General features: G+C 58.6%; 19 protein-coding genes. 11 read left to right on the top strand and 8 right to left on the bottom strand.

What is annotated here, in order from left to right; genetic code table 11:
• The first annotated feature begins 30 nt into the window (after positions 1–30).
• From prmA to BQ5379_RS00090, 5 genes are all read left to right on the top strand, one after another.
• Positions 31–888: a 50S ribosomal protein L11 methyltransferase gene (gene prmA, locus BQ5379_RS00110; protein ID WP_071133557.1), complete on the top strand. Its 858-nt coding sequence runs from the start codon at positions 31–33 to the stop codon at positions 886–888.
• Positions 889–894: 6 nt separating this feature from the next.
• The gene (locus tag BQ5379_RS00105) at positions 895–1,419 is read left to right on the top strand and encodes a GNAT family N-acetyltransferase (protein WP_071133556.1); all 525 of its coding nucleotides are present in this window, start codon (positions 895–897) and stop codon (positions 1,417–1,419) included.
• Between the two features lie 165 nt (positions 1,420–1,584).
• Positions 1,585–1,872 (top strand): hypothetical protein, encoded by a 288-nt coding sequence (locus tag BQ5379_RS11420; protein ID WP_071133555.1) that lies wholly within the window; start codon positions 1,585–1,587, stop codon positions 1,870–1,872.
• Between the two features lie 7 nt (positions 1,873–1,879).
• The gene (locus tag BQ5379_RS00095; protein ID WP_071133554.1) at positions 1,880–2,470 is read left to right on the top strand and encodes a hypothetical protein; all 591 of its coding nucleotides are present in this window, start codon (positions 1,880–1,882) and stop codon (positions 2,468–2,470) included.
• Positions 2,467–3,651, top strand: coding sequence for a SpoIIE family protein phosphatase (locus BQ5379_RS00090; protein WP_071133553.1), 1,185 nt, complete (start codon positions 2,467–2,469; stop codon positions 3,649–3,651). The genes BQ5379_RS00095 and BQ5379_RS00090 overlap by 4 nt, the downstream gene beginning before the upstream one ends.
• A gap of 148 nt (positions 3,652–3,799) precedes the next feature.
• Here BQ5379_RS00090 and BQ5379_RS00085 read toward each other — a convergent pair whose 3' ends face one another.
• The 4 genes from BQ5379_RS00085 to BQ5379_RS00070 all read right to left on the bottom strand — a co-directional run bounded on the left by BQ5379_RS00085 (position 3,800) and on the right by BQ5379_RS00070 (position 10,019).
• Positions 3,800–4,054 (bottom strand): GlsB/YeaQ/YmgE family stress response membrane protein, encoded by a 255-nt coding sequence (locus tag BQ5379_RS00085; RefSeq protein WP_071133552.1) that lies wholly within the window; start codon positions 4,052–4,054, stop codon positions 3,800–3,802.
• A 343-nt stretch (positions 4,055–4,397) separates the two neighbouring features.
• Positions 4,398–5,768, bottom strand: coding sequence for an efflux transporter outer membrane subunit (locus tag BQ5379_RS00080; protein WP_071133551.1), 1,371 nt, complete (start codon positions 5,766–5,768; stop codon positions 4,398–4,400).
• Positions 5,765–8,905, bottom strand: coding sequence for an efflux RND transporter permease subunit (locus BQ5379_RS00075; RefSeq protein WP_071133550.1), 3,141 nt, complete (start codon positions 8,903–8,905; stop codon positions 5,765–5,767). The genes BQ5379_RS00080 and BQ5379_RS00075 overlap by 4 nt, the downstream gene beginning before the upstream one ends.
• A 1-nt stretch (position 8,906) precedes the next feature.
• Positions 8,907–10,019, bottom strand: coding sequence for an efflux RND transporter periplasmic adaptor subunit (locus tag BQ5379_RS00070; protein ID WP_071133549.1), 1,113 nt, complete (start codon positions 10,017–10,019; stop codon positions 8,907–8,909).
• A gap of 200 nt (positions 10,020–10,219) precedes the next feature.
• Here BQ5379_RS00070 and BQ5379_RS00065 point away from each other — a divergent pair, with 200 nt between their 5' ends.
• Positions 10,220–11,098 (top strand): helix-turn-helix domain-containing protein, encoded by an 879-nt coding sequence (locus BQ5379_RS00065; protein WP_071133548.1) that lies wholly within the window; start codon positions 10,220–10,222, stop codon positions 11,096–11,098.
• A 202-nt stretch (positions 11,099–11,300) separates the two neighbouring features.
• Here BQ5379_RS00065 and pyk read toward each other — a convergent pair whose 3' ends face one another.
• Positions 11,301–12,734 (bottom strand): pyruvate kinase, encoded by a 1,434-nt coding sequence (pyk, locus tag BQ5379_RS00060; RefSeq protein ID WP_071133547.1) that lies wholly within the window; start codon positions 12,732–12,734, stop codon positions 11,301–11,303.
• A 101-nt stretch (positions 12,735–12,835) separates the two neighbouring features.
• Complete coding sequence (gene aroQ / locus BQ5379_RS00055) at positions 12,836–13,264, bottom strand: type II 3-dehydroquinate dehydratase (protein WP_071133546.1); 429 nt, start codon at positions 13,262–13,264, stop codon at positions 12,836–12,838.
• A 102-nt stretch (positions 13,265–13,366) separates the two neighbouring features.
• Between aroQ and xerD the strand changes: the two genes are divergently transcribed.
• The 5 genes from xerD to ilvC all read left to right on the top strand — a co-directional run bounded on the left by xerD (position 13,367) and on the right by ilvC (position 20,027).
• Complete coding sequence (xerD, locus tag BQ5379_RS00050; protein WP_071133545.1) at positions 13,367–14,338, top strand: site-specific tyrosine recombinase XerD; 972 nt, start codon at positions 13,367–13,369, stop codon at positions 14,336–14,338.
• A gap of 117 nt (positions 14,339–14,455) precedes the next feature.
• Positions 14,456–16,282, top strand: coding sequence for a dihydroxy-acid dehydratase (gene ilvD, locus BQ5379_RS00045; RefSeq protein ID WP_071133544.1), 1,827 nt, complete (start codon positions 14,456–14,458; stop codon positions 16,280–16,282).
• A 58-nt stretch (positions 16,283–16,340) separates the two neighbouring features.
• Positions 16,341–18,068 carry a biosynthetic-type acetolactate synthase large subunit gene (gene ilvB, locus BQ5379_RS00040; RefSeq protein WP_071133543.1) on the top strand — a complete coding sequence of 576 codons (1,728 nt, stop codon included), beginning with the start codon at positions 16,341–16,343 and terminating at the stop codon, positions 18,066–18,068.
• A 24-nt stretch (positions 18,069–18,092) separates the two neighbouring features.
• Positions 18,093–18,656 (top strand): acetolactate synthase small subunit, encoded by a 564-nt coding sequence (gene ilvN, locus BQ5379_RS00035; protein ID WP_071133542.1) that lies wholly within the window; start codon positions 18,093–18,095, stop codon positions 18,654–18,656.
• Positions 18,657–18,977: 321 nt separating this feature from the next.
• Positions 18,978–20,027, top strand: a complete 1,050-nt coding sequence (gene ilvC, locus BQ5379_RS00030) for a ketol-acid reductoisomerase (protein WP_071133541.1) — start codon at positions 18,978–18,980, stop codon at positions 20,025–20,027.
• A 479-nt stretch (positions 20,028–20,506) separates the two neighbouring features.
• Here ilvC and BQ5379_RS00025 read toward each other — a convergent pair whose 3' ends face one another.
• Together BQ5379_RS00025 and BQ5379_RS00020 are read right to left on the bottom strand one after the other, a co-directional pair.
• Positions 20,507–21,142 carry an outer membrane lipoprotein periplasmic chaperone LolA1 gene (locus BQ5379_RS00025; protein WP_071133540.1) on the bottom strand — a complete coding sequence of 212 codons (636 nt, stop codon included), beginning with the start codon at positions 21,140–21,142 and terminating at the stop codon, positions 20,507–20,509.
• Positions 21,143–21,145: 3 nt separating this feature from the next.
• Positions 21,146–24,406, bottom strand: a complete 3,261-nt coding sequence (locus BQ5379_RS00020) for a DNA translocase FtsK 4TM domain-containing protein (RefSeq protein ID WP_143039342.1) — start codon at positions 24,404–24,406, stop codon at positions 21,146–21,148.
• Positions 24,407–24,531: the final 125 nt, after the last annotated feature.

Genomic DNA, 24,531 nt, shown 5'->3' with positions numbered 1-24,531 from the left:
GACCACCCCACCCCCTAAACCCAACGAATTATGAACTACATCGAATACAACATCCACGTCACCGGCCCCGAAGAGGGCGAAATCGTCATCGCCGAACTCTCGGACATGGGCTTCGAGAGCTTCTCGGACTACCTACCCGACGGCTTCATGCCCGGCGCCGGCAGCATCAAATGCTATATTCCCGCCAACGTCGAAGCCGACAGCTCAAACCACACCCGCATTCAGAACTACCTCTACAACGAAGGATACCCCTACGAGCGCGAAGAGATCCAACAACAGAACTGGAACGCCGAGTGGGAGTCGCAATTCGAGCCTATCTCGATCCAGGGCGGAACGTGCTACATCCGCGCCCCGTTCCACCCGGCCCACAGTGCTCCCTATGAGATCGTCATCATGCCCAAGATGTCGTTCGGCACGGGACACCACGCCACCACCTACCTGATGGCCGAACAGATGCTCGCCCTCGACTTCAACGGAGCCTCGGTGCTGGACATGGGTAGCGGCACCGGGATTCTGTCCATACTGGCCGCCATGCGCGGCGCCGTAGTTGTCGACGCCGTCGACATCGACGAATGGGCCTACGAAAACTGCCTCGAAAACATCCAGACCAACAACGTGCAAACCGTCGTCTGCCCCATTCTCGGCGACGTATCGGCCATTCACGGCAAAGTGTACGACATCATTCTGGCCAACATCAACCGCAACATCCTGCTGAACGACATGGCCCAATACACCGAGTCGCTCCGCAAGGGCGGTCTGCTGCTGGTGAGCGGCATCCTCGACCTGGACGTCGACACGCTGGTCGGCCATGCCCGCAAACTGGGCCTCACACCGACTGCCACCAACACCCGCGACGGCTGGGCACAGATCACCTTCCAGAAAGCCTGACCCCGCATGCTGCTGCAAAACGACCGCATCCGGCTGCGCGCCATGGAGCCCGACGACTGCCGGGCCATGTACCGTTGGGAGAACGACACCACGCTGTGGAGCCTCGGCGAGACGACACGTCCCTTTTCACGAGCCGTGCTGGACGATTTTATCCGCAACTCATCACTTGACCTCTATCAGGCGCGACAATTGCGCCTGATCGTCGAGTTGCGGGACGCGGCCTCCCCCATCGGCTGCGTCGATCTGTTCGCCTTCGACCCCCTCAACCGGCGGGCGGGAGTCGGCATACTGATCTACGACCCGCTCCACCGCCGGCAGGGATACGGCACCGACGCACTGAACCTGCTGATCGACTACGCCTTCCGCCATCTGGAATTGCGCCAGCTATGGGCCGACATTCCCGTTTCGAACACGGCCAGCCTGAGGCTTTTCGAGCGTGCCGGTTTCACCGGTGACGCCCTCCGGCGACAATGGGTTCGATGTTCCAACGGCACCTATGAAGACGCCCGGTTTCTGCAACGGTTTCCGTAACGACTCGCGCAAAGCTGCACTACGGGCCCCACTCACGTTTCCACCCAACGACAGCGCTTTTCCCCACAGTAACCCTCCAGGGGGAAGCCCTTCCGAGAGACTCACAGACACCGCCCCATGCCCCCACCGGAGCAAACCGACGCTCCCCCACGACCCAAACCCGACATGAGACTCAAACACCTTCTGTTCGCCACTCTGACCGCTCTGTTCGTGCTACCCGCCCCGGCACAAGTGCTGCCGCTGCGACCGAAACTCGAAACGCCCGGATCATTTTCCATGATCCTGCGGCCCAACCCGCAAGTCTACGTCAAATTCGACACCAACCAGCCCCTCTTCGAGCTAACGACTGGCCGGCTCCGCACCTTTTCACCCCTGACCGCCGTATCGGCCCTGACCTGCGACCATGCCTGGCGCACCGCCCCCTGCGATCAATTTGACATCACCCTGGAATAACCCCGCCATGACGACAACGGAAGAACTGCTCAACCGCATCGAACAACTCGAAGCCGAGAACCGCCGTCTCCGCGAACGCGAGAACGACAGTACGCGGACCCTGCATACCCTGATCCGCAAACTGCCCGCCCCCTCGGTAGCCCTCGGCCCGCACCTGGAGATTATTCTGGCCAACAGCCCCTTCATACAACTGGGCGGTTACCGCGCCGAACAGCTGGCCGACACCGCACCCGCCCTGACCGGCGTTCCCCTGAGCGAGATTCTCCCGCCCGAGATCTGTTCCGTGGCCGAAGCCACCCACAGTTCCGGCGAAGACACCGACCGCGACGACATCGTCTGGAACGACTCGCACTACACCCTCTCGACCTACAACATCCGGCGCGGCGAACTGACCATCCTGCTGCTCCGCAACCTGGCCGATCCCGAATTTCGCGTTGAAGAACTCACCGCCCGATTGCAACAAGCCGCCGACCGCAACATCCGGATGATCCAGCAGATCGCCTTTCTGCTGGGCGAAGAGGTCTCGGAGAATACCAAGACGATCGACTCCGTGATCCGCGCCCTGAAAGTCACCGCCACCAACCCCAACGCACGATGAAACAATCCGGTCTGTTCGTCGAAACCGCCTGCAAACAGGCCTGCCACGGCAACCACGCACCGTGCGGCGACAAATTTCTCCAACAGCAGTTCCCCGCCCACGGCCACACGGTCGTGATCCTCTCCGACGGGATGGGACAGGGGGTCAAGGCCCACCTGCTCTCGACCCTCACGGCCTCGATCTTCATGGGGATGGCCGGTGCTCCGCAATCGATCGAAGAGACCGCCCGCACCGTCATGCAGACCCTGCCCGTGTGCCGCGTGCGGAAAATCAGCTACTCCACCTTCTCGATCGTCGACATCGACCACCGCAACGACACCATCCGGCTGATCGAATACGACAACCCGCAGGCCTTTCTATTCCGCGGGACCACCCCTATGGAGATCGAACGGACGGCCCACCCCTACCCCAATCTGCAAACCGGCCGGCTGCAAACCTTCTACACCAGCCGGTTCACCATGCAACGCGGCGACCGCATCGTCCTGACCACCGACGGCGTGACCCAAAGCGGGCTGGGCACGGACCGTTACCCGTTCGGCTGGGGACGCGACAACGTGGCCCGATTTCTTCACGACCTGCTGTGCCGGCGTCCCGACATCACCTCGGCCGCACTGGCCAGACGACTGCTCGACGCCACTGTCGAGAACGACGCCGGAACTCCGCGCGACGACATCAGTTGCGCGGCCATCCACATCCGCGAACCGCGGCTGGCCATGCTCTGCTCCTGCCCCCCATCCCTCTCGCAGGAGATCGCCCTGCTGGCCGAGCGACTGCGCACGTTCGACGGCTACCGGATCGTCTGCGGTCACCTGCTGGCCGAGCAGATCGCCCGATCGTGGAACGTACCACTCCGCCAACGACTCACCTCCACCGATCCCGAGCTCCCGCCCCAATGGGACATCGAAGGGCTCGACCTGGTGACCGAAGGTCTACTCACCCTGAGCAAAGTGCTCGAAATTCTGCAACACTACGACGAGACCCCCACCGGACGCGGCCCCGCCTACCACATCTGCGAACTGCTGCTGGCATCCGACCGGATCGAAATTGTGGTGGGGATGCGCCGCAGCAATACCGCCATTGCCGATACGGAGACCCTGATTCTTCGCCGCAAAGTATTGGGGGCGATCGCCCAAACGCTCGAAACCCAATTTGCTAAACAGGTCGTCACCACCTACCTGTAACATCCTCCTGTTCGTCGCAAAGCCTTCACGATCAGAAGTCTCCGCCTTTTCCTCGTTCTATCCACAGTGCGCCACACGACAGGAGTTGCCACACAAAAAAGCCGCCCCACAATGGGAACGGCTTTTTCGATCGAAAGGCAGGTGTGCGTCACGATTTTTTCGGTTTTTTCTTGCCGAGCGAACCGATCCACAACAGCACCACCGAACCGACCAAAGCGGTCAGCAGACTACCGAGCGTACCGACGGGGACCAGTCCGAAGAGACCGAAGAGCCATCCGCCCAATACACCCCCGACAATTCCGATCAGCAGATTTGCGATCAGGCCGGAGCCACTGCCCCGCATAATCAGACTGCCGAGCCATCCGGCAACCAAACCTATCAGGATATACCACAGAAAATACATAATTCATAGTTTTATTAAACACTCTGCCCCGATAGAGAACCAATAACCGTGCCAAAAACGATCGCCGTGCGACACCCTGTCCGTGTGCCGCCCGGGAGCGGTCCCTCGCGGACTGGTAACATCCTCTTTCCGGACCACCCGTCTGCAAAAAAAGTCCGCCCCGGAACTTCCCGAGAGTTGCCGATATCTGCCCGTCATTCTCCGGTCGCCTCAAACACTCCTCCAGTGCGACCGGCTTTCTACAACCACTCTCATAAGGTCAGATAATCGGAAACAACTCCCCGAAGCCCCAGTGCGGACCATACGTGCGGGGAAAGGTCTACAAACCGCAGCTAACCGCAACTCATTGTGCCCCTCCTCCCAGTGCCTGGTAGAGGTTCACCACGGCCTGCAACTGCGAGAAACGGTCGGAGACCACACTCAGACGTGCACTCAGCAACGACTGCTGCGCCGTCAACAACTCCAGATAGGTGGAATTCCCGGTCCGATACAACACCTCGGAGGTGTGCACCGTACGCTCCAACTCGTCACACTGCCGCGAATGGCTCTCCAGGCTCCGGGCTGCACTCTCCGCGGCATACAACGCGTCGTTTACCTCCTGTCCGGCATCGAGCAGCGTTTGTTTGTAGTTCAGTTTGGCAATCTCCTCGTCGTCCTTCGAGACCCGCAAATTGGCCTTGAGCTTGCCGCGGTTGAAGATCGGCTGGGCCAGCGATCCCACCGCCGAGAGGATCCATCCGCCGGGATTGGTCACCGCCTCGCCCAACGAATTGGTCCAGCCCGCGCTGCCGCTCAGCGTCAGACTCGGATAGAAGGCCGACCGGGCCTGATTGGTCACATAATAGGCCGCAGCCAGCTCCATCTCGGCCTGCACCACGTCGGGCCGCCGCGAAAGCAACCGTACCGGAACCCCGATGCTCAACACCTCGGGCAGGACCTGTTCGTCCAGCGTTCCACGCGCAATGGAGCGTGAGGTGGTGCCGAGCAACGTACAGATCGTATTTTCCATCTCGCGCTGCTGCCGTTGCAGGTCGTTGTGCGAAGCCTCCAGTTCATAGAGGTTGGCCCGAGCCTGGGTAACGGCATTTTCGGTCGTCTCGCCCACCTGCAGCTGCGACTCCATGGTCCGCACCTGTTCGCGCCAGAGGTCCAGCGTCTGACGACTGATCTCCACCTGCCGGTCGAGCATCAGCAACGAATAGTAATCGTTGGCGATGGTCGCAATCAATGCCGACCGTACCACCTGTTGATAAGCCTGTTGCTGAAGAAGTTGCGACTGAGCCTCCTTTTTCGCGTTCCGCAGGTTTCCGAACAAGTCGACCTCCCAACTGGCCTGTACGGGCAGTTCGTAGGTCTTGACGGCCGCCGCTCCATCCGTACTCGAAATTGTCCCCGAGGGGGAGAAACTCAACGACGGATAAAAGGCCAGTCGTGCCGCCTTGAGCTGCGCCTCGGCCTGATCCAGACGCAACAAGGCTGTCTGCATGTCGGTGTTGTTCTCCAGCCCGAAACGAATCAGTTCCTGCAGCGACGAATCCCGGAAAATCTCGGTCCAGGGCAGATCGCCCAGCGTCAGCGAATCGGCCACGGCAGCCGTTCCTTCGGTGCGGTAAAGACTGTCGACCGGCATCTGCTCCGGTCTCTGATAGTTTCGGTAAACCGAGCAACCGCTCAGCCATACGGCGCTCACCGCATATACGATTATTCTTTTCATCCTTCTCTGTCTTGTTTGCGATGTCCCATAACCCGTTCCTCGATATACTGGAACGTGATGAAGAAAGCAGGCGTGACGAACACCAGTGCGACGGTTCCGATCAGCATGCCGCCCACGGCCCCCACACCGAGCGAAGTATTCCCGTTGGCCCCCACGCCCGAAGCGAACATCAGCGGCAACAGACCGAAGATCATCGTCAGAGCTGTCATCAGAATCGGTCGCAGACGCACGGCCGCCGCAGCCATGGCCGCCTGGGTAAGCGACATGCCGGCCTTTCGGCGTTCGGTGGCATACTCGGTCAGCAGGATCGCGGTCTTGGAGAGCAGCCCGATCAGCATGATCAGCCCGGTCTGGAGGTAAATATTGTTTTCAATTCCCCAGAAACGCGCGAAGAGGAAACTGCCCATCAATCCAAAAGGTACCGAGAGGATCACGGCCATCGGGATGAACAAACTTTCATACAAAGCACACAAGATCAGATAGATGAAAAGTATGCACACGCCGTAGATAATCACCGTGTCATGCGAGTCGGCCATCTGTTCCTCTTCGCGCGTCATGCCGGAGAATTCGTATCCGTAACCGGTGGGAAGCGTCTGTGCGGCCACCTCCTTAACCGCATGGATCACATCGCCCGAGCTGTAGCCGGAGGCCGGCATACCCTGCACGTTGATGGCGGTGAACATGTTGAAACGGGTCAACGACTCCGCACCGTAGGTTTTGGTCAGCCTGACGAACTGGCTCACGGGCGACATCCCGCCGTTCGTCTTGATGTATATGTTGTCCAGCGACTGCATGCTGCTGCGCTCGTCGGACGGCGCCTGGATAATGACGCGATAGAGCTTCGTGAAGCGGTTGAAGTTCGAGGCGTAGATACTGCCGAAGTAACCCGACAGCACCGACAGCACCTCTTCGGTGGTGACTCCGGCCCGCTGGCACTGCGCCTCGTCGACATCGACCCGATACTGCGGGAAGTCGGCACTGAACGAAGTGTAGGCCATCTGAATCTCGGGCCGTTTGTTCAGCTCGGCCAGGAAATCGTCCGTCACGTCGCTCAACGCATCGACCCCTCGTCCCGAACGGTCCTGAAGATAGATCTCGAAACTGTTGCCCGTACCGTAACCCGAGATCATCGGCGGCGAGAAGATAAAGATGCTGGCGTTGCGAATGTCAGACGTACGGCGATAGATCTCGGCTGTTATGGCATCCACGCTGTTCTCTTCGCCCGGACGCTCGTCCCAGTGTTTGAGTTTGACGATGAACATCCCGTGCGAAGCGCCGCTACCGGCTCCCATGCCGAAGCCCGCCACTTTACTGTAATTCTCGATTTGCGGGATCTGCTGCAACTGCTTTTCGACGCGGCTCATGATGCCGGCGGTCTCCGTCAGCGTACTTCCGGCCGGCGCGTCGAGGCTGATGAGGATCGAACCGGTATCTTCCGAAGGAACCAGACTGGTTTTGGTCGTCCCCATCAGATAAACCAGCAAACCGGCCGCCACCACCAGTGATCCCCAGGCCAGCCATTTCCGTTTGATGAAAAAGTTGACCCCGCCCTTGTACTTAAGCACGATCCGCTTGAAGGCCGTATCGAAGGCGATTCGGAAACGGGTCGAGAACGAGGGTCGTTTCCCGTCGATCAGGATTTCGTTCGGCTTGAGAATCAGAGCACAGAGCGCCGGCGAGAGGGTCAGCGCGTTGATGGCCGAAATGCCGACCGCCACGGCCATCGTGATCCCGAACTGGGTGTAGAAGACGCCCGACGTACCGCCCATGAAGGAGACCGGCACGAAAACCGCCATGAAGACCAGCGTCGAGGTGACGATTGCGGCCGAGATTCCGCCCATGGCATCGACCGCCGCCCGATAGGCCGAACGATACCCTTCGTCGAACTTCACCTGCACGGCCTCGACCACGATGATCGCGTCGTCCACGATGGTCCCGATGGCCAGCACCAGTGCGAAAAGCGTCAGCAGGTTGATGCTGAACCCGGCCAGGTAGAGCACCGCAAAAGTTCCGATCAGCGAGACAAAGATGCTGACCGTGGGAATCAGCGTCGAACGGGCATTCTGCAGGAAGACGTAAACCACCAGCACTACCAGCACGATCGCCTCCAGAAGGGTCTTGATCACCTCGTGGATCGAAGCGTCCAGGAAGTTCTTGGTACTCATCAGCTCGACCACCTCCATGTCGGCCGGCAGCGTCTCGCGCAGCTCCTCCAGATAGCTGTCGATCTGGGTGATAATTTCGTTCGCGTTGGTTCCGGCCGTCTGGTTGATCATACAGGTCGTACCGGGCGCTCCGTTCACCGTACCGGTGTAGGAGTAGCTCTGCGCCCCCAGCTCGACCGTCGCAATGTCCTTCAACCGGAGCACCCGGCCGTCGTCGTAGGCACGGATCACGATCTCCTCGAACTCCTTCTCAGTCTCCAGACGTCCGCGGTACTTGAGCGTGTACTGGTAGACGTTTCTGGAATCCTCGCCGATCGAACCGGCCGACGCCTCGATATTCTGGCTGGCAAGGGCCGCCTCCACATCCGAAGGTTCCAACTCGTACTGGGCCATTACGTCGGGTTTGAGCCAGATACGCATCGCATAGTCGCCCCCCATGATGTTGACCTCGCCGACGCCCGAGATACGTTGCAGCTCAGGCTTCACATTGATGCTCAGGTAATTGGTCAGAAAAGTCTCGTCATAGGTTCCGTTCGGGCTGTAGAGGGCGAACATCTTCAGGGTACTGCTCTGACGTTTCATCGTCTCGACCCCGACTTTGGTCACCTCGGCCGGCAACAGCGACGTGGCGGTCGAGACTTTGTTCTGCACGTTGACGGCCGCCATGTCGGGGTCACTGCCCTGCTTGAAATAGACCGTAATCTCGGCACTCCCCGTGTTGCTGGCCGTGGAGGTCATGTAGGTCATGTTCTCCACGCCGTTGATCGCCTCCTCGAGCGGCACGATCACACTCTTTTGCACCGTCTCGGCATTCGCACCGCTGTATGTGGTCGAGACACGGATGGTCGGCGGGGCGATGTCGGGATACTGCTCCACGGAGAGGGCATACAGGCCGATCAGCCCGGCCACCAGGATTACGACCGAAATGACGATCGACAGAATCGGTCGGTCTATGAATCGTTGCAGTTTCATGCTACTCCTCCCCGTTTTTGGCCGACACGACTACGGCACCGTCCCTGAGCAGGCCGGCTCCCTCGGCAACAATCACGTCACCAGTCTGCAAACCCTCTTCAACAATGTATTCCGTACCGTCGTTGATGTCGAACACCCGGATCGGCGTCGAGATCGCCCGACCATCCTGCACCTTGTAAACGAAGATACGATTCTGTATCTCGTAGGTCGCCTCCTGCGGGATGACGATGCACTGCGAACGGTCGTACGGTACGATGATATTGGCCGACCCGCCGCTCATCAGCCGTTTGTCGGGGTTCTCGAACACGGCCCGCAGCGATACCGTACCGGTCGTTTTGTCTATCATGCCGCTGATTACATCCACCCGTCCGGTATGCTCGTAGATCGAGCCGTCGTTCAACTCCAGCGATACCGCGGGGAAGGATTCGAGCGCCTTTTCCAGTGAGCCGTACTGCTGGGTCAGTGCCAGAATCTGTTTTTCGGTCAGCGAAAAATAGACGTACATGTTCGAGTTGTCGGAGACGCTGATCAGCGGATCGCTCATCGACGCACTGACCAGTGCCCCGACCCGGTAGGAACTCATACCGGCCGAACCGTCCACCGGACTTTTCACCTCGGTGTACGAGAGGTTGTTTTCGGCATCCTGCCGCTCGGCTTCGGCCTGGAGCAGGGCTGCCTGAGCACTCTTATACTCGTTCGAGGCGGTGCGCAGTTCGAAATCCGAAATCACACGCTCGCGGTACAGCTCCTCTTTCCCCTCCAGGTTTTGTTTGGCCGTGGCTTCATTGGCCTGAGCGGTTGCCACACTGGCCTGCGCCTTTTTGAGGGCGGCCCGGTAGGGAACCTGGTCGATCACAAACAACACCTGCCCTTTCCGGACCGGTGCCCCCTCCTCGACACACACCTGGGTGATGGTTCCGGAGACCTGGGGACGTATCTCCACGTCCTGTTTTCCTTTGATTACGGCAGAATATTTAACGGATAACTGTCGGTCTTCCGGTTTCACGGTCATCAGCGGATAATCGCCTCCGGCCGACTGCTGCTGCACCCGGGGCGAACAGGCCGCTCCGACCAACGCACACAGACTCGTTGCAAGAATACTTCGTATTTTCATTTTCGGAATTGAGTTTTTGTCGGGTCCAAAATTAGAGGCCGCTCTCCCGATTCCGGATAGACAATCGACGCAACAATTTGTCCAAAATACCCAAATCCACCCCTACAACCTCCTACACTTGTAGATTTTTCACATCGACTTGTCCATTTTAGACAAATATTACTTTTCTTTGCACCATCACCCCACCGAATCGATATCCCATGAAAATTTCTGAACTGGCGTCGCTCTTCCCCTCCGAATTCCACTGGGAAAACCGCATTCTGTTTATCCCGCCGTCGGAGTTTCCCAAACTGGCCGGGAAGCACATCGCTCCGTGCCGGATGCTCATTCTGGTGTGCGAAGGTTCGCTGACCCTGCGCCTCGACAATCGTCCCTGCGAATTGCGCACCCTGACGCTGCTCGACCTTCCGGACCGATTCTCCGTCACGATCGACACCATCGCCCGCAACACGTATGCCTACTGCTGGATACATACGTTCCTGTTCGCCGGCGAAACTCTGAAAAATCTCAAGCCCGGTCCCGATCAGAATCTCATCGACCGGATCCACTCGCCGCAACTCAACCTCACAGCCGAAGAGACCGATACCATGATGCGGCAGCTCGAACTGCTCGAAGCCGTTTTCCGCCGTACGGGACACCACTATCGGCAGGAGCTGATCCGGACCCAGTTCCGCGCCCTGACCCTCGAACTGGGCCAGATCCTGTTCGCCCACGAAGACAATCCGGGCGAACCGACGGCCTTCGGTCAGCGCGACCGGCTGATGCTCGGCTTCTTGAAACTGGTCTGGGCCAACTACCGCACCGAACATCAGGTCGATTTTTATGCCGAGCGTCTGCACGTCTCGAACAAACACCTGACCCGGGTCATCAAAGAGATCCTGAACCGGACTCCCCACGCCATCATTTGCGACGAGATCGTGCACTGTGCCATGACCCTGCTCGAGGACAGCACCACCCCCATTCAACAGATTGCCGAAACGCTTTCGTTCTCCGACCAGGCCTCCTTCAGCAAGTTTTTCAAAAAGCACAAAGGCATCTCGCCCATTGCCTACCGCAAACTCACCTCAAACGGAGATTGACCTTCCACCGCCCGGAGCCGCAGTCGGCGCAGAACGAATACCGCATAACAAACAAAGCCGCCCGGTATAACGAAAATTGTTTTCGTTATACCGGGCGGCACGATTTTTCGACAAGCATTGCGCCCCTATCTTGTCCGACGGGAAGATGCCTTGCACGATCCGGCTTCGACCGTACCCGCACTCCCCCTCCGCTCGGATCGCGCTACTCCGTCATGGCTTTGTTGAGCAGGTGGATGACCTTGCTGATCTCCATGAACGAAGCGCCTTTGGCAGCACCGAACGATCCGCCGACCACCACGACCAGGTCGCCATTGGATATCTTATGCTCTTTTTCCAGAATCAGCAACATCTGATAGCTGAACCGGTCGTGAGCAATGGCCGGTTCGGCATACTCGGCATAGACGCCATAAGAGAGCGCCATCTCGCGCATCACGTGCTTGCGGTAGCAGAGGGCATAGACCGGTTTTTCGCCCCGGAAAGCTGCCAGATAACGCCCCGTACGCCCCGAGAGGGTGTCGATCAGCACCGCCTTGACGGGCAGGTTGGTGCAGGCGCGCACGGCCGAACGGGCCAACTGGGCCGTAATCTCGTTGTTGATGCGCACCATGTTGACGTCGATAATCGGCGAGACCTCTTTTTCGATGGCCAGCGCGATTTTGGTCATCGCCTGCACGGCTTCGACCGGATATTTGCCATTGGCCGTTTCGCCGCTGAGCATGATGGCGTCCACCCGTTGGAAAATGGCATTGGCCACGTCGCTCACTTCGGCCCGTGTCGGACGCGGATTGTTGATCATCGAATGGAGCATCTGGGTGGCGATAATCACCGGTTTTTTGCTCTCGATACACTTCTGCACGAGGTTTTTCTGCACGATCGGGATCTGCTCAGCGTTGAGTTCGACGCCCAGGTCACCGCGTGCCACCATCACGGCATAGGTGTGGTCCAGAATCTCGTCGATGTTATCGACCCCCTCCTGGTTCTCGATTTTCGAGATGATTTTGATGGTGCTGTGCTCCGCATCGAGAATCTTCTGAATATCGAGCAAGTCCTGCTTGTTGCGCACGAACGAATGGGCGATAAAATCGAGATTCATACGAATCGCCCAGTGGATATATTCGCGGTCGCGCTCGGTCAGGGCCGGCAGGTGCAGGTGCACGGCCGGAATGTTGACACTCTTGTGCCCCTTGATCACACCGCTGTTCTTGACCCGGGCGATCAGTGCCCCGTCGACCTTGTCGGTTACCTCCAGCGCGATGTCGCCATCGTCGATCAGCACCGCCACTCCGACCGGAACTTCGTTAAAAATATCCTGATCGTTCAAGTAGATGCACTCACGCGTCGAGAGCACTTCGTTGTCGTCCGCACCGCGCAGGGTCAGCAGATCACCCTCGCTGACGGCGATTCCCTCGTCAGCCATGCGGGTGGTGCGGATTTCGGGTCCCTTGGTGTCGACCAGAATAGCGATCTTCTCGGAGACCGCCCGCGTATTGTTTACGATATTGGTGGCCCCTTCAAACGAAGTGTGGGCCGAGTTGATACGCACCACGTTCATCCCCGCCTCGTAGAGCGAGCGGATGAATTCGACGTCACAACGACGGTCGGAAATCGTGGCAACTATTTTCGTTTTCTTTTCCATACTGCAAGAAAGTCATGAGATGCGCCAGCATCTCCGAAAGTTTTTCTGGTTCTCTTTGTTCACAAAGAGAACAGTCTCCTCCCCCCTATTATTATCCTCTATTACAGAAAACTATAAATCGCCAACCGGTAAGACTGCATGCCGAAACCCATCACCGAGCCGGCACAACGCGGCGAGATGAGCGACACGTGGCGGAATTCCTCACGCGCCATGATGTTCGAGATGTGCACCTCGACCGTTTTCAGTCCGCAGGAGGCCACCGCACCGATCGCATCGGCAATGGCCACGGAAGTATGCGTATATCCGCCCGCATTGAGGACCACTCCGTCGTATTTGTTACGGGCGTCGTGCAGGGCGTTGATGATCTCGCCTTCGACGTTGGATTGGAAGTAGTCCAGTTCGGCACGGTCGCCGAATTCGGCGATCAACTCCGTCAAATAATCTTCGAACGACTGGGAGCCGTAGACCTCCTTGTCGCGCAGGCCCAACAGGTTCAGGTTGGGTCCGTTGATAATCAACAGTTTTTTCATTATTTCTCCGAATGAAGCCCAAATTTATGCAAATTTGGATAATTTCGCACGCTGCGTGTCGTTAATTTTTCGTTAGAAGAACGTACGGAGCACCGAAGGCCCATGAGCGAACAGAACCTTGAAAACAGCTGGCGACAAGCCATAGACAACTACCGCGACTACCTGCGCTTCGAACGCGGTCTCTCGTCGAACAGCATCACCGCCTATCTGCACGATATTCAGCAATTCAGCCAGTTCCTGCTGGGCAGCGCCGCCCCGAAGGAGCCCGCCGCCGTGACCGCCCCGGACATCGAGGCCTTTCTGGCCCACGTCTACGACAGCGGCGCGGGAAACACCACCCAGGCCCGCATGCTGAGCGGCGTGCGCAGTTTTTTCACCTTCATGCTCCACAGCGACCGCATCGAGACGCTCCCCACCGAACTGATAGACTCGCCGAAAATCATCCGCAAGCTGCCCGACACCCTCTCCTACGACGAGATACGCCGCATGATCGACAGCATCGACCTGAGCAGCCCCCTCGGCCACCGCAACCGCGCCATCCTCGAGGTGCTCTACTGCTGCGGACTGCGCGTGAGCGAGCTGGTGAACCTGCGGCTGAGCGACCTCTTCACTGAAGAGAAAATCGTCCGCGTGACCGGCAAGGGCGACAAGCAACGCCTCGTTCCGATCGCCGACACCGCCCTGCGACAGGTGGAGTACTACCTCGAACAGCGCCGTACCATGTACGTGGCCCCGGACTCGACCGACACGCTGTTTCTCAACCAGCACGGCCGACGGCTGACCCGCGTGATGATCTTCACCATCATCCGCAAGTGCGCTGCCGCTGCCGGCATCACCAAAACCGTCAGCCCCCACACCCTGCGCCACTCGTTCGCCACCCACCTGCTTCAGGGCGGAGCCGACATCCGCGCCGTTCAGGAGCTACTGGGTCACGAATCGATCCTGACGACCGAGATCTATACCCACCTGGAGATGGACGACCTGCGCCAGACCCTGCTACTGCACCCGCTGGCCGGACACGACGACAAAAAACAGGCGCTGAAAACCGACAAGAATAACAACACAACAGACTAATAGCAAAGTATTTATATACACAAAAATCACTTTGAACATCGTAATCCCCCGGCAACCAACTTTGACCGGGGGATTTTTTCTTTCTTCATTTGTATGACTAAGATTGCAATGACAGGAATGAAACCACTACGCAGCGATGTAACCACCCAAGGCCGCCGCATGGCCGGAGCTCGAAGCCTCTGGCGTGCCAACGGCATGAAAGATAGCCAATTCGGCCAACCCATCATCGGCATTGTCAACTCCTTCACCCAGTTCGTGCCGGGCCATACCCACCTGCACGAAATCGGCCAGCAGATCAAACAGATGATCGAAGCCGAAGGATGCTACGCCGCCGAATTCAACACCATCGCCATCGACGACGGTATCGCCATGGGACACGGCGGGATGCTCTACTCGCTCCCCTCGCGCGACCTGATCGCCGACTCAGTCGAATACATGTGCCAGGCCCACGGCGTCGATGCCATCGTCTGCATCTCGAACTGCGATAAGATCACCCCCGGCATGCTGATGGCCGCCATGCGGCTCAACATCCCGGCCGTCTTCGTCAGCGGCGGCCCGATGGAAGCCGGCGAAGTGGACGGCGAAGCCTACGACCTGATCGACGTGATGGTCAAAGGCGCCGACCCCAACATCTCGGACGAAAAACTCACCCGCATCGAACAGGGCGCCTGCCCCACCTGCGGCTCCTGCTCCGGCATGTTCACCGCCAACTCGATGAACTGCCTGACCGAAGCGCTCGGCCTGTCGCTGCCCGGCAACGGCACCATCGTGGCCACCCACGCCAACCGCCGCAAACTCTTCGAAGCAGCCGCCAAACTGATCGTCAAAAACGCACGCGAATACTACTTCAACGATAACGACAAGGTGCTGCCCCGCTCGATCGCGACCCGCGAAGCCTTCCTGAACGCCATGAGCCTCGACATCGCCATGGGCGGCTCGACCAACACCGTGCTCCACCTGCTGGCCGTGGCCCGCGAAGCCGGCGTCGACTTCACCATGAAAGACATCGACACCCTCTCGCGCAAACTGCCCGTGCTCTGCAAAGTGGCTCCGAACCACTCGCCCTACCACATCCAGGAGGTCAACCGCGCCGGCGGCATCCTCGCCATCCTCGGCATCCTGATGCGTGCCGGTCTCATCGACGGCACCACCCTGCGCGCCGACGGCCTCACTCTGGCTCAGGCCATCGCCAAATACGACATCTACAACCTCGGCACCACCGCCACCAGCGCCGACACCGAACGATACCTCTCCGCTCCCGGCGGCAAGTTCAACATCACCCTCGGTTCGCAGCGCAACATGTACCCCGACTACGACACCGATCGCGCCCAGGGCTGTATCCGCGACATCGACCACGCCTACATGAAAGACGGCGGACTGGCCGTCCTCTACGGTAACATCGCCGCCGACGGCTGCATCGTCAAGACTGCCGGTGTCGACGCCTCGATCCTCGTATTCGACGGCACCGCCTGCGTCTTCGACTCGCAGGAACAGGCCAGCAAAGGCATCCTGGACGGTACCGTCAAAGCCGGCGACATCGTCATCATCCGCTACGAAGGCCCCAAAGGTGGCCCCGGCATGCAGGAGATGCTCTACCCCACCTCGTACCTGAAAACCGTCAAACTCGACAAAGCCTGCGCCCTGCTCACCGACGGACGCTTCTCGGGCGGCACCTCGGGCCTCTCCATCGGCCACTGCTCTCCGGAAGCCGCCGCCGGCGGTCTGATCGCAGCCGTCGAAAACGGCGACAAGATCCATATCGACATCCCCAACCGCACCATCACCCTCGAAGTGGCCGACGACGTTCTGGCCCAGCGTATGGAACAGATCCGGACCACCACCGGTTTCCGTCCCAACCGCCAGCGCACCGTCAGCAAAGCCCTTCAGGCCTATGCCAACATGGTCTCCTCGGCCGACAAAGGTGCCATCCGGATCGTCGAATAACCGGCTCCACCCCCGAACACTACCCCCAGACTCACCATACCCCAAGGAAACCCCAGCCATGAGATATACCGACAAAGAAAATATCACCGGCGCCGAAGCGCTCCTCGCCTCACTCATCAACCAGGGCGTCGACACCGTATTCGGCTACCCCGGAGGCAGCATCACTCCGGTTTACGACCGTCTGCAGGACTACCCCGAACTGCGCCACCTGCTCACCCGCCACGAACAGGGAGCCGTCCACGCCGCTCAGGGTTATGCACGCGTGTCGAACAAGACCGGCGTCTGCATGGCCACTTCCGGCCCCGGCGCCACCAACCTGCTGACCGGTATCGCCGATGCCATGCTCGACTCCACTCCCGTGGTCTGCATCTCGGCCCAGGTACCCTCCACCGCCCTCGGCACCGACTTCTTCCAGGAAGCCGACATGATCAACATGACCGTGCCCATCACCAAGTGGAACTACCAGATCACCCGCTTTGAAGAGATGGTCCCCACCATCGCCAAAGCCTTCTATATCGCCCGCGCCGGACGTCCCGGTCCCGTCTACATCGAAGTGACCAAAGACGCCCTGACCGCACGCGGCGACTACCATTGGAAGCCCTGCACCGGTATCCGCAGCTATAACCCCGATCCGGCCGTCGACACCGAAGCAGCCAAAGAGGCTCTCGAACTTATCAACGAAGCCGAACACCCCCTGCTGCTCGTCGGAAACGGCGTGAAGATCTCGGGCGCGGAAGAGGCCGTCATCCGTCTGGCCGAAGCCGGCAATATCCCGATTGCCTCGACCCTCATGGGGCTTTCGTGCATCCCCAGCGACCATCCCCTCTACATCGGCATGGTCGGCATGCACGGTAACGTGGCCGGCAACCTGATGACCCAGGAAGCCGATTTGCTCATCGCCGTCGGCATGCGCTTCAGCGACCGCGTCACCGGCAACCTCAAGACCTACGCTCCCAAGGCCAAGGTGATCCACATCGAAATCGACCCCATCGAAATCAATAAAAACGTGCGCACCGACCTGGCTATCGTGGCCGACGCGCGCGAAGCACTGGAAGCCATCCTCGCCGCCGGCACCGTCACCAACAAGCCGCGCACCGAGTGGTTCCAGAAAGCCGCTGAATACGCCCAGACCGAACAGGAAAAGGTCATCGACCGCCAGCTCAACCCCCATCGCGAAGAGCTCACCATGGGTGAAGCCGTGGCCACCGTTGCCCGCGAAAGCAACGGCGAAGCCGTCATCGTCACCGACGTCGGCCAGCACCAGATGATGGCAGCCCGCTACTCCACCTACAAACATACACGCAGCCTGATTACCTCCGGCGGCCTCGGCACAATGGGGTACGGTCTGCCCGCAGCCATCGGAGCCAAAGTGGCCCTCGACGAAGATCCCGCTACCGCCAAACGCGACGTGGTGGTCTTCCTCGGCGACGGCGGTTTCCAGATGACCATGCAGGAGCTCGGTACCATGATCCACTGGGGCATCCCCGTGAAAGTCATCGTCCTGAACAACTCCTTCCTCGGCATGGTTCGCCAGTGGCAGCAGCTCTTCATGGAGAAACGCTACAACGCTACCGAACTCGTCAACCCCGACTTCGTACAAATTGCCCAGGCCTACGGTCTCCCCGCACGACGCATCATTCATCGCGACGAACTCCAGGGAGCCGTTCAGGAGCTGCTCGCATGCGACGGTCCCTGCTTCCTCGAAGTCGTCGTAGGCAAGGAAGACAACGTCTTCCCGATGGTTCCCGGCGGCGCCTCGCTCGACGATATGCTCTACTCCGAATAACCCCACCACTCCGAACGATCAGCTATGGCACCAATCAAAGATACGGATACCACCATCCGCGAATACATCATCACCGTATTCACCGAAAACCAAGTCGGTGTACTGGGGCGTATCACCTCGATCTTCACCCGGCGCAAAATCAATATCGAGAGCCTCAAGGTGAGCGAGACCCCCGTCAAAGGGATCAGTATGTTCACCATCCACGCCTTCACCACCGAAGATACCGCCTGCCGCATTCTGAGCAGCATCGAACGTATCATCGAAGTGCTGCGTGCCGACAAATACCGCACCGACGAATTCACCGCTCAACAGATCGCCCTCTATAAAGTCTCGCCCGAACTCTTCCTCAAAGGTGGCGACACCTGCCTGAAAGAGTACAACGCCCGCGTGATCGAGATCAACCCCGAATACGTCGTTCTCGAACGCACCGGCGCCAAGGAAGACATCGAAGCCCTGCGCGACTACCTCACCCAGAGCGGCATGCTTCAACAGTTTACCCGTTCCGAAAACATCGTTCTGCACGACGCAACCGTCGAAAGCGCCCTCAGCGGCATTATCGACCAGCGTCGCGACTACCTCGGCGACTAATCCCCGCCCCTCCGACGTTCGGCCCCCACAGGTTGACCCGACGGGTCGCTCTCGAAAGGTTTGCCAGTCACGTTCAGGCACTTTCACAGCCCCACCGTACAGCAACACCCGAAACCCCACATTCGGGAGAACTTTTACGCCGTAACGTCCGCCCCTCAAACAGCGCATCCGCCTACTGTTTCAGCGCGACATCGCCGAAACAGCCCCGTGCGAGAGGTAAAATGGACTCTCGAGGGAACAACATTGCGGATAAATGCGTACCTTTATGGTTCGACAAACAAGAACAGACAAAAACCAAATACAACAAACTCACACACAACAATGGCAAAAATCAATTTCGGCGGTGTGGAAGAAAGCGTAGTAACACGCGAAGAATTCCCGCTGAGCAAAGCAGCAGAGATCCTCAAAGACGAAACGATCGCAGTGATCGGCTACGGGGTACAAGGTCCCGGTCAAGCCATGAACCTGCGCGACAACGGTTTCAACGTGATCGTCGGCCAACGCAAAAACTCCAAAACCTGGGACAAAGCAGTAGCTGACGGATGGGTTCCCGGCAAAACCCTCTTCGAAATCGAAGAAGCCTGCGAAAAAGGTACCATCATCCAATACCTGCTGTCGGACGCCGGACAAATCGCCCTCTGGCCCACTGTCAAAAAACACCTGACCGCTGGCAAAGCCCTCTACTTCTCGCACGGCTTCGGCATCACCTATAAAGAAAAAACCGGTATCGTTCCGCCGGCTGACGTGGACGTTATCCTCGTAGCCCCGAAAGGTTCGGGTACCTCGCTGCGTCGTATGTTCGTAGCCGGCCGTGGTCTGAACTCCAGCTACGCCGTATTCCAGGACGCTACCGGCAAAGCCAAAGACCGTGTACTGGCCCTCGGTATCGGTGTCGGTTCGGGCTACCTGTTCGAAACCGACTTCAAACGCGAAGTATTCTCCGACCTGACCGGTGAACGCGGTACGCTGATGGGTGCCATCCAGGGTATCTTCGCCGCTCAGTACCAGGTGCTCCGCGAACATGGCCACACTCCGTCGGAAGCCTTCAACGAAACCATCGAAGAGCTGACCCAGAGTCTGATGCCGCTCGTAGCCGAAAACGGTATGGACTGGATGTACGCCAACTGCTCGACCACCGCACAGCGTGGTGCGCTCGACTGGTGGAAACCGTTCCGCGACGCTACCCTGCCGGTATTCGAAAAACTGTACAGCGAAGTAGCCAACGGCAACGAAGCACAGCGTTCGATCGACTGCAACTCGAAACCCGACTACCGCGAAGGTCTCGAAAAAGAGCTCAAAGAGCTGCGTGACAGCGAAATGTGGCAGGCCGGCGTTGTCGTACGCCAGCTGCGTCCCGAAAACAACAAATAGTTTCCGGAACACTCCCGCTTTATACGGTTTCGGGCAGGTTCTCTCAGATGGAGAACCTGCCCGAAACTTTTTTATAACCTTTCAATCAGCTATCCCGCCTCCGCACGGATGGAATAATTGCCGTTTACCACTACATTGTGGATCATGGTATTTTCGGGAATAACCACTTATTCTCCTTTAATACAAGGACCAAACAACACCGGCCAACATACCGTCAAACCACCCACCAATCCGACTCCCAAGGGCGTACCTATCCTACTGCCTCCTGGATTCTCAAATATTCATTGAAAATTACAGGCGGGAGACTTCCATCCACGTGAAATAACCAATAGCTCATACAATCGCCATTCATGCCGCCTCATCGAGCACCCCACCCATCGCCCCCACAGCACTCAACAAAAGAGGCAGGGAATTTCCCTGCCTCGCAGCGGCACGTTACAAAACGCACCTGTAAAATCCATTAGCGAGCTTTAAATGCCCTATCGGAAATCGATCACCTCCACATCGGAATGGGCACGCGTATCGAAGCGGAATGTCGACTCGGAGACGGGGACACCCGGCTCGAGCTTTACGACCGTCAATTCGACCGGATTTTCGGCCGTCGGCGTATCGATTACGATCCGTTCCGGAAGCGACGTTGCGGGGTCGATATAGAGCAAAATCGAGCGATAATCGGGCGTCTCAACCTTCGGGGTCAACTCCACCACCTGCAGCGCCGTACCCTTTGCCGACGTCACGCCTGCCAGCGAACGGTGGTTGTAATCCTTCGGGTCGATATTCATCAATTTCGACGGGTTGGACAGCACATTGGGACTGTTGGGGTCCAGCCGTTCGATCGTGACCTCATGCTGCTGCGGCACGTAGTTCCAGAGCGTCGTCCCGTCATAGTAGAGTTCCTGTCCCCGCACACGGGTCGCAAAACGGCGACCGCTCACCACCAGGGTTCCCTGTACGCTTCCGTCGCCCTCTACTTTTGCATTGAAAGTCAGTTTGTAGCTGGTAAACGAACGCACCTTTTCGCGCAATTTACCGAGTACGGCTTCCGACTGTTGGTCGGCACGGACAGCAACCGTCCCCAGCAGGGCCAGCAGACATATCCCAAAAATCTTTTTCATGGTTTACGACAAGTTATCGAGTATCATTTCGAGCGACATCGGATCGCTGACCAGCACCTGGCGCGGTTTGCCGCCCCCCTCGCTGTGTCCGACGATACCGGCGGCCTCCAACTGGTCGATCAGCCGGCCGGCACGGTTGAAGCCGATCGAGAATTTGCGTTGGATGGTCGATGCCGACCCCTGCTGATTAGCTACCACATATCGTGCCACTTCTTCGAAGAGCGAATCGCGTTTGCTCAGCACATCGCCGCTCACGGTCGAAGACTCCTCGCCCTCGGGCGTATATTCGGGCAGTTCGTAGGCCGACGGATAGCCTTGCTGGCGGGCGATATGGTCCGTGATGCGTTCTACTTCGGGCGTATCGATAAAGGCACACTGCACACGGGTAATCTCGTTCCCGGTGGAAATCAGCATATCGCCCCGACCGACCAGCTGGTTGGCGCCGGGCTGGTCGAGAATCGTCCGGGAGTCGATCATGCTCGTTACGCGGAACGCGATACGAGCCGGGAAGTTGGCCTTGATCACACCCGTGATGATGTTGGTAGTGGGTCGCTGCGTCGCGATAATCAGGTGAATCCCCACAGCACGAGCCAGCTGGGCGATACGGGCGATCGGGGTTTCTATCTCGCGGCCGGCCGTCATAATCAGGTCGGCAAACTCATCGACGATCACCACAAAGTAAGGCAGATAGCGATGTCCCTTTTCGGGATTGAGCCGTCGGTTGATAAACTTCTCGTTGTATTCCTTGATGTTACGCACCGCGGCGGCTTTGAGCAGGTCGTAACGTGCGTCCATCTCGATACAGAGCGAATTGAGCGTATAGATCACCTTCTGGGTATCGGTGATGATCGCTTCGTCGGCATCGGGCATCTTGGCCAGGAAGTGTTTTTCGAGTTTCGAATAGAGGGTCAGCTCGACCTTTTTGGGGTCGACAAGAATAAATTTCAGCTCGGCCGGATGCTTCTTGTAGAGCAGCGAGGTGATAATGGCGTTCAGGCCGACCGATTTCCCCTGTCCTGTGGCACCGGCTACCAGCAAGTGGGGCATCTTGGCCAGGTCGAAGACAAAGGTTTCGTTCTGGATGGTCTTTCCGAGCGCCACAGGCAGGTCGGCATGCGAGTCGTGGAACTTGGGCGACTTGATAACCGAGTACATCGAGACGATCTCCTTGTCCTTGTTGGGCACCTCGATCCCGACGGTTCCCTTGCCGGGAATCGGAGCGATGATACGGATACCGAGCGCCGAGAGGCTCAGGGCAATGTCGTCTTCGAGGTTCTTGATTTTACTGATACGCACGCCGGGGGCCGGAACAATCTCGTACAGCGTGACGGTAGGCCCGATCGTGGCTTCGATCGTATCGATCCGGATCCCGAAGTTTTCGAGCGTCGTGACGATACGGTTCTTGTTCTCGACCAGCTCTTCGTCGGTCACAATGACCCGTTTGGTATGATCGTCCAGCAGCTCGATGGGCGGTTTATGGTAGTGCGACAACTCGAGGGTCGGGTCGTACAGGTCGCTGCTGTTGACGACTTCGTCGGCCACCTGCTGCTCTTCGGGTTGTTCGACAATGAATCCGGGATCGTCCTCCTGCGGCGCAAAAGGCTGCGACAGTTGCGATGACTGCGAAACGGCATCTGTCTCGGGGGCAGCAGGAACGGACTGCTCGAACGAACTGTCGGGCTGGATAGACGCGGCAGGCGCAGATACGGTCGGCTCGACAACGGGGCTCAACGAGATGGGTCCCGACTGCGGGCGAACAATTTCCTCCTCGGATTGAACCGGCGGGAGTGGCTCCGCTGCAACCGGTATCCCAGGTGCCGATACGTCAAAAGTCTCCGCTGCCGGTTCCGGTTCAGAGGCCGCCGGTCGGGTCTCCAACGTAAACGGATTCTCCTCTTCAGGTTCCTCTTCCGGTTCACCTGACGCAGCAGCACCATAGGATGCTGCCGGATCGGACACACCGACCGTTTGGGCCGGAGCACCGTAATAGGCCAAATTGTAATAGTAGGTTTCGCGGTCAAACGAGTAGATAATCGGCTGTCCCCAGTCGTCGTAACCGATCAGGTAGCCCCACGTACCGTCCATGTTCTGAACCAAACGAGCCCGATCGGCCGGTTGAGGCATCCCCAAGCCATAAGGATAGTCTGCCACGGGTGCAGTCGATTCCACCTGTTGCAGCGGCACAGCTGCGGGTTCGAACGACTGCGGATCCGAAACAACGGGTCCCCTCTCCGCATCCGGCGACGAGGCAGCAGCCTGCGCCGTACCACCATCAGCCACCGCAACCGCTGCCTGAGCCGGCGATGATTCTCCGACCACAGATGATCCCGGGGTGGAAGTTTCCGAAGCCTTACCTGCCTCTGTGGCGTTCTGTTCAGCAGCACTTGCTGCCGAGGCCGCAGCCGCAGCTCGCGCTTCGGCCTCCTGTTCTTCCATACGTGCCTGCTGTTCGGCAAGCTCCTGACGCCGCTGCTCCATCGCGGCCCGCATGTGGAGCATCTTCTCCTGCGCTTCGAGCCGCTGCAGTTCCAGCCGGGTTTGACGCTCCTCGGCCTTGCGATGTTTATAGGCCCGCAATTTGGCTGCCCAGTTGCGAATCAGCAGACCATTAGCATAATACAGGGTTCCGCAAAAGGCCGCAATGACCAGCAGTGCGGTCCCCTCGTAGCCGATAATGGCATTGAGCCACTGGGCGATGAATACGCCGTGCGCTCCACCCCATCCGCTTCCGAAGACCTGCGGGTCGGGACCGAAGAAGTGGCCGGCTCCGATCGACCCCACGATCATCAGCATCAGGGTTGAACGAATGGCCCGGCGCAACCGGAGCGATTTCAACTGCAACAGTTTGATAGCGATAAAAAAGACGATCAACGGTAGCAGCTCGCCAAAGATACCGAACCAACGCCCGATGATATTGTGACCGAGAATCGCCCCGAGCCGTCCGCCCCAGTTCTGCGCATCCTGCTGAACGCTGATAAAGAGATTGGACCAGTTGGCGATATTCTGGTCGGCTTTCCAATAGATCAGATAAGAGACGGTCGACACGGCCATAAAGCCGGCGACAAAGAGCAACAGCAGGCTGAACCAGATGTAACGGTCGGCCACCCCGCCGTCATCGGCGACGGGAGCCTGCTTACGAGGCTTGGGAGTCGGTTTAGGGGCCGGTTTAGGCGCGGGTTTCATCACCCGTTTACGCGGTTCCGGCGGACGGACACCTTCGGGACGAGCGGCAGCCGCAGGACGGGACTTCTGTCTCTTATACACCTCCAGATGCGGTTAAGAGACAGGATCAGCACCTTCTTGCCGGGGTGGTTGGTGCAGGCGCGCACGCCCGAACGTGTCGACTGGGGCGTAATCTCGGTTGTGGTTGGCCCCCTTTTGCTGTCGAT

It is taken from the genome of Millionella massiliensis (assembly GCF_900104655.1).
Taxonomy (GTDB): Bacteria; Bacteroidota; Bacteroidia; order Bacteroidales; family Rikenellaceae; genus Rikenella; species Rikenella massiliensis.
This window is presented reverse-complemented; position numbering and strand designations above follow the sequence as displayed.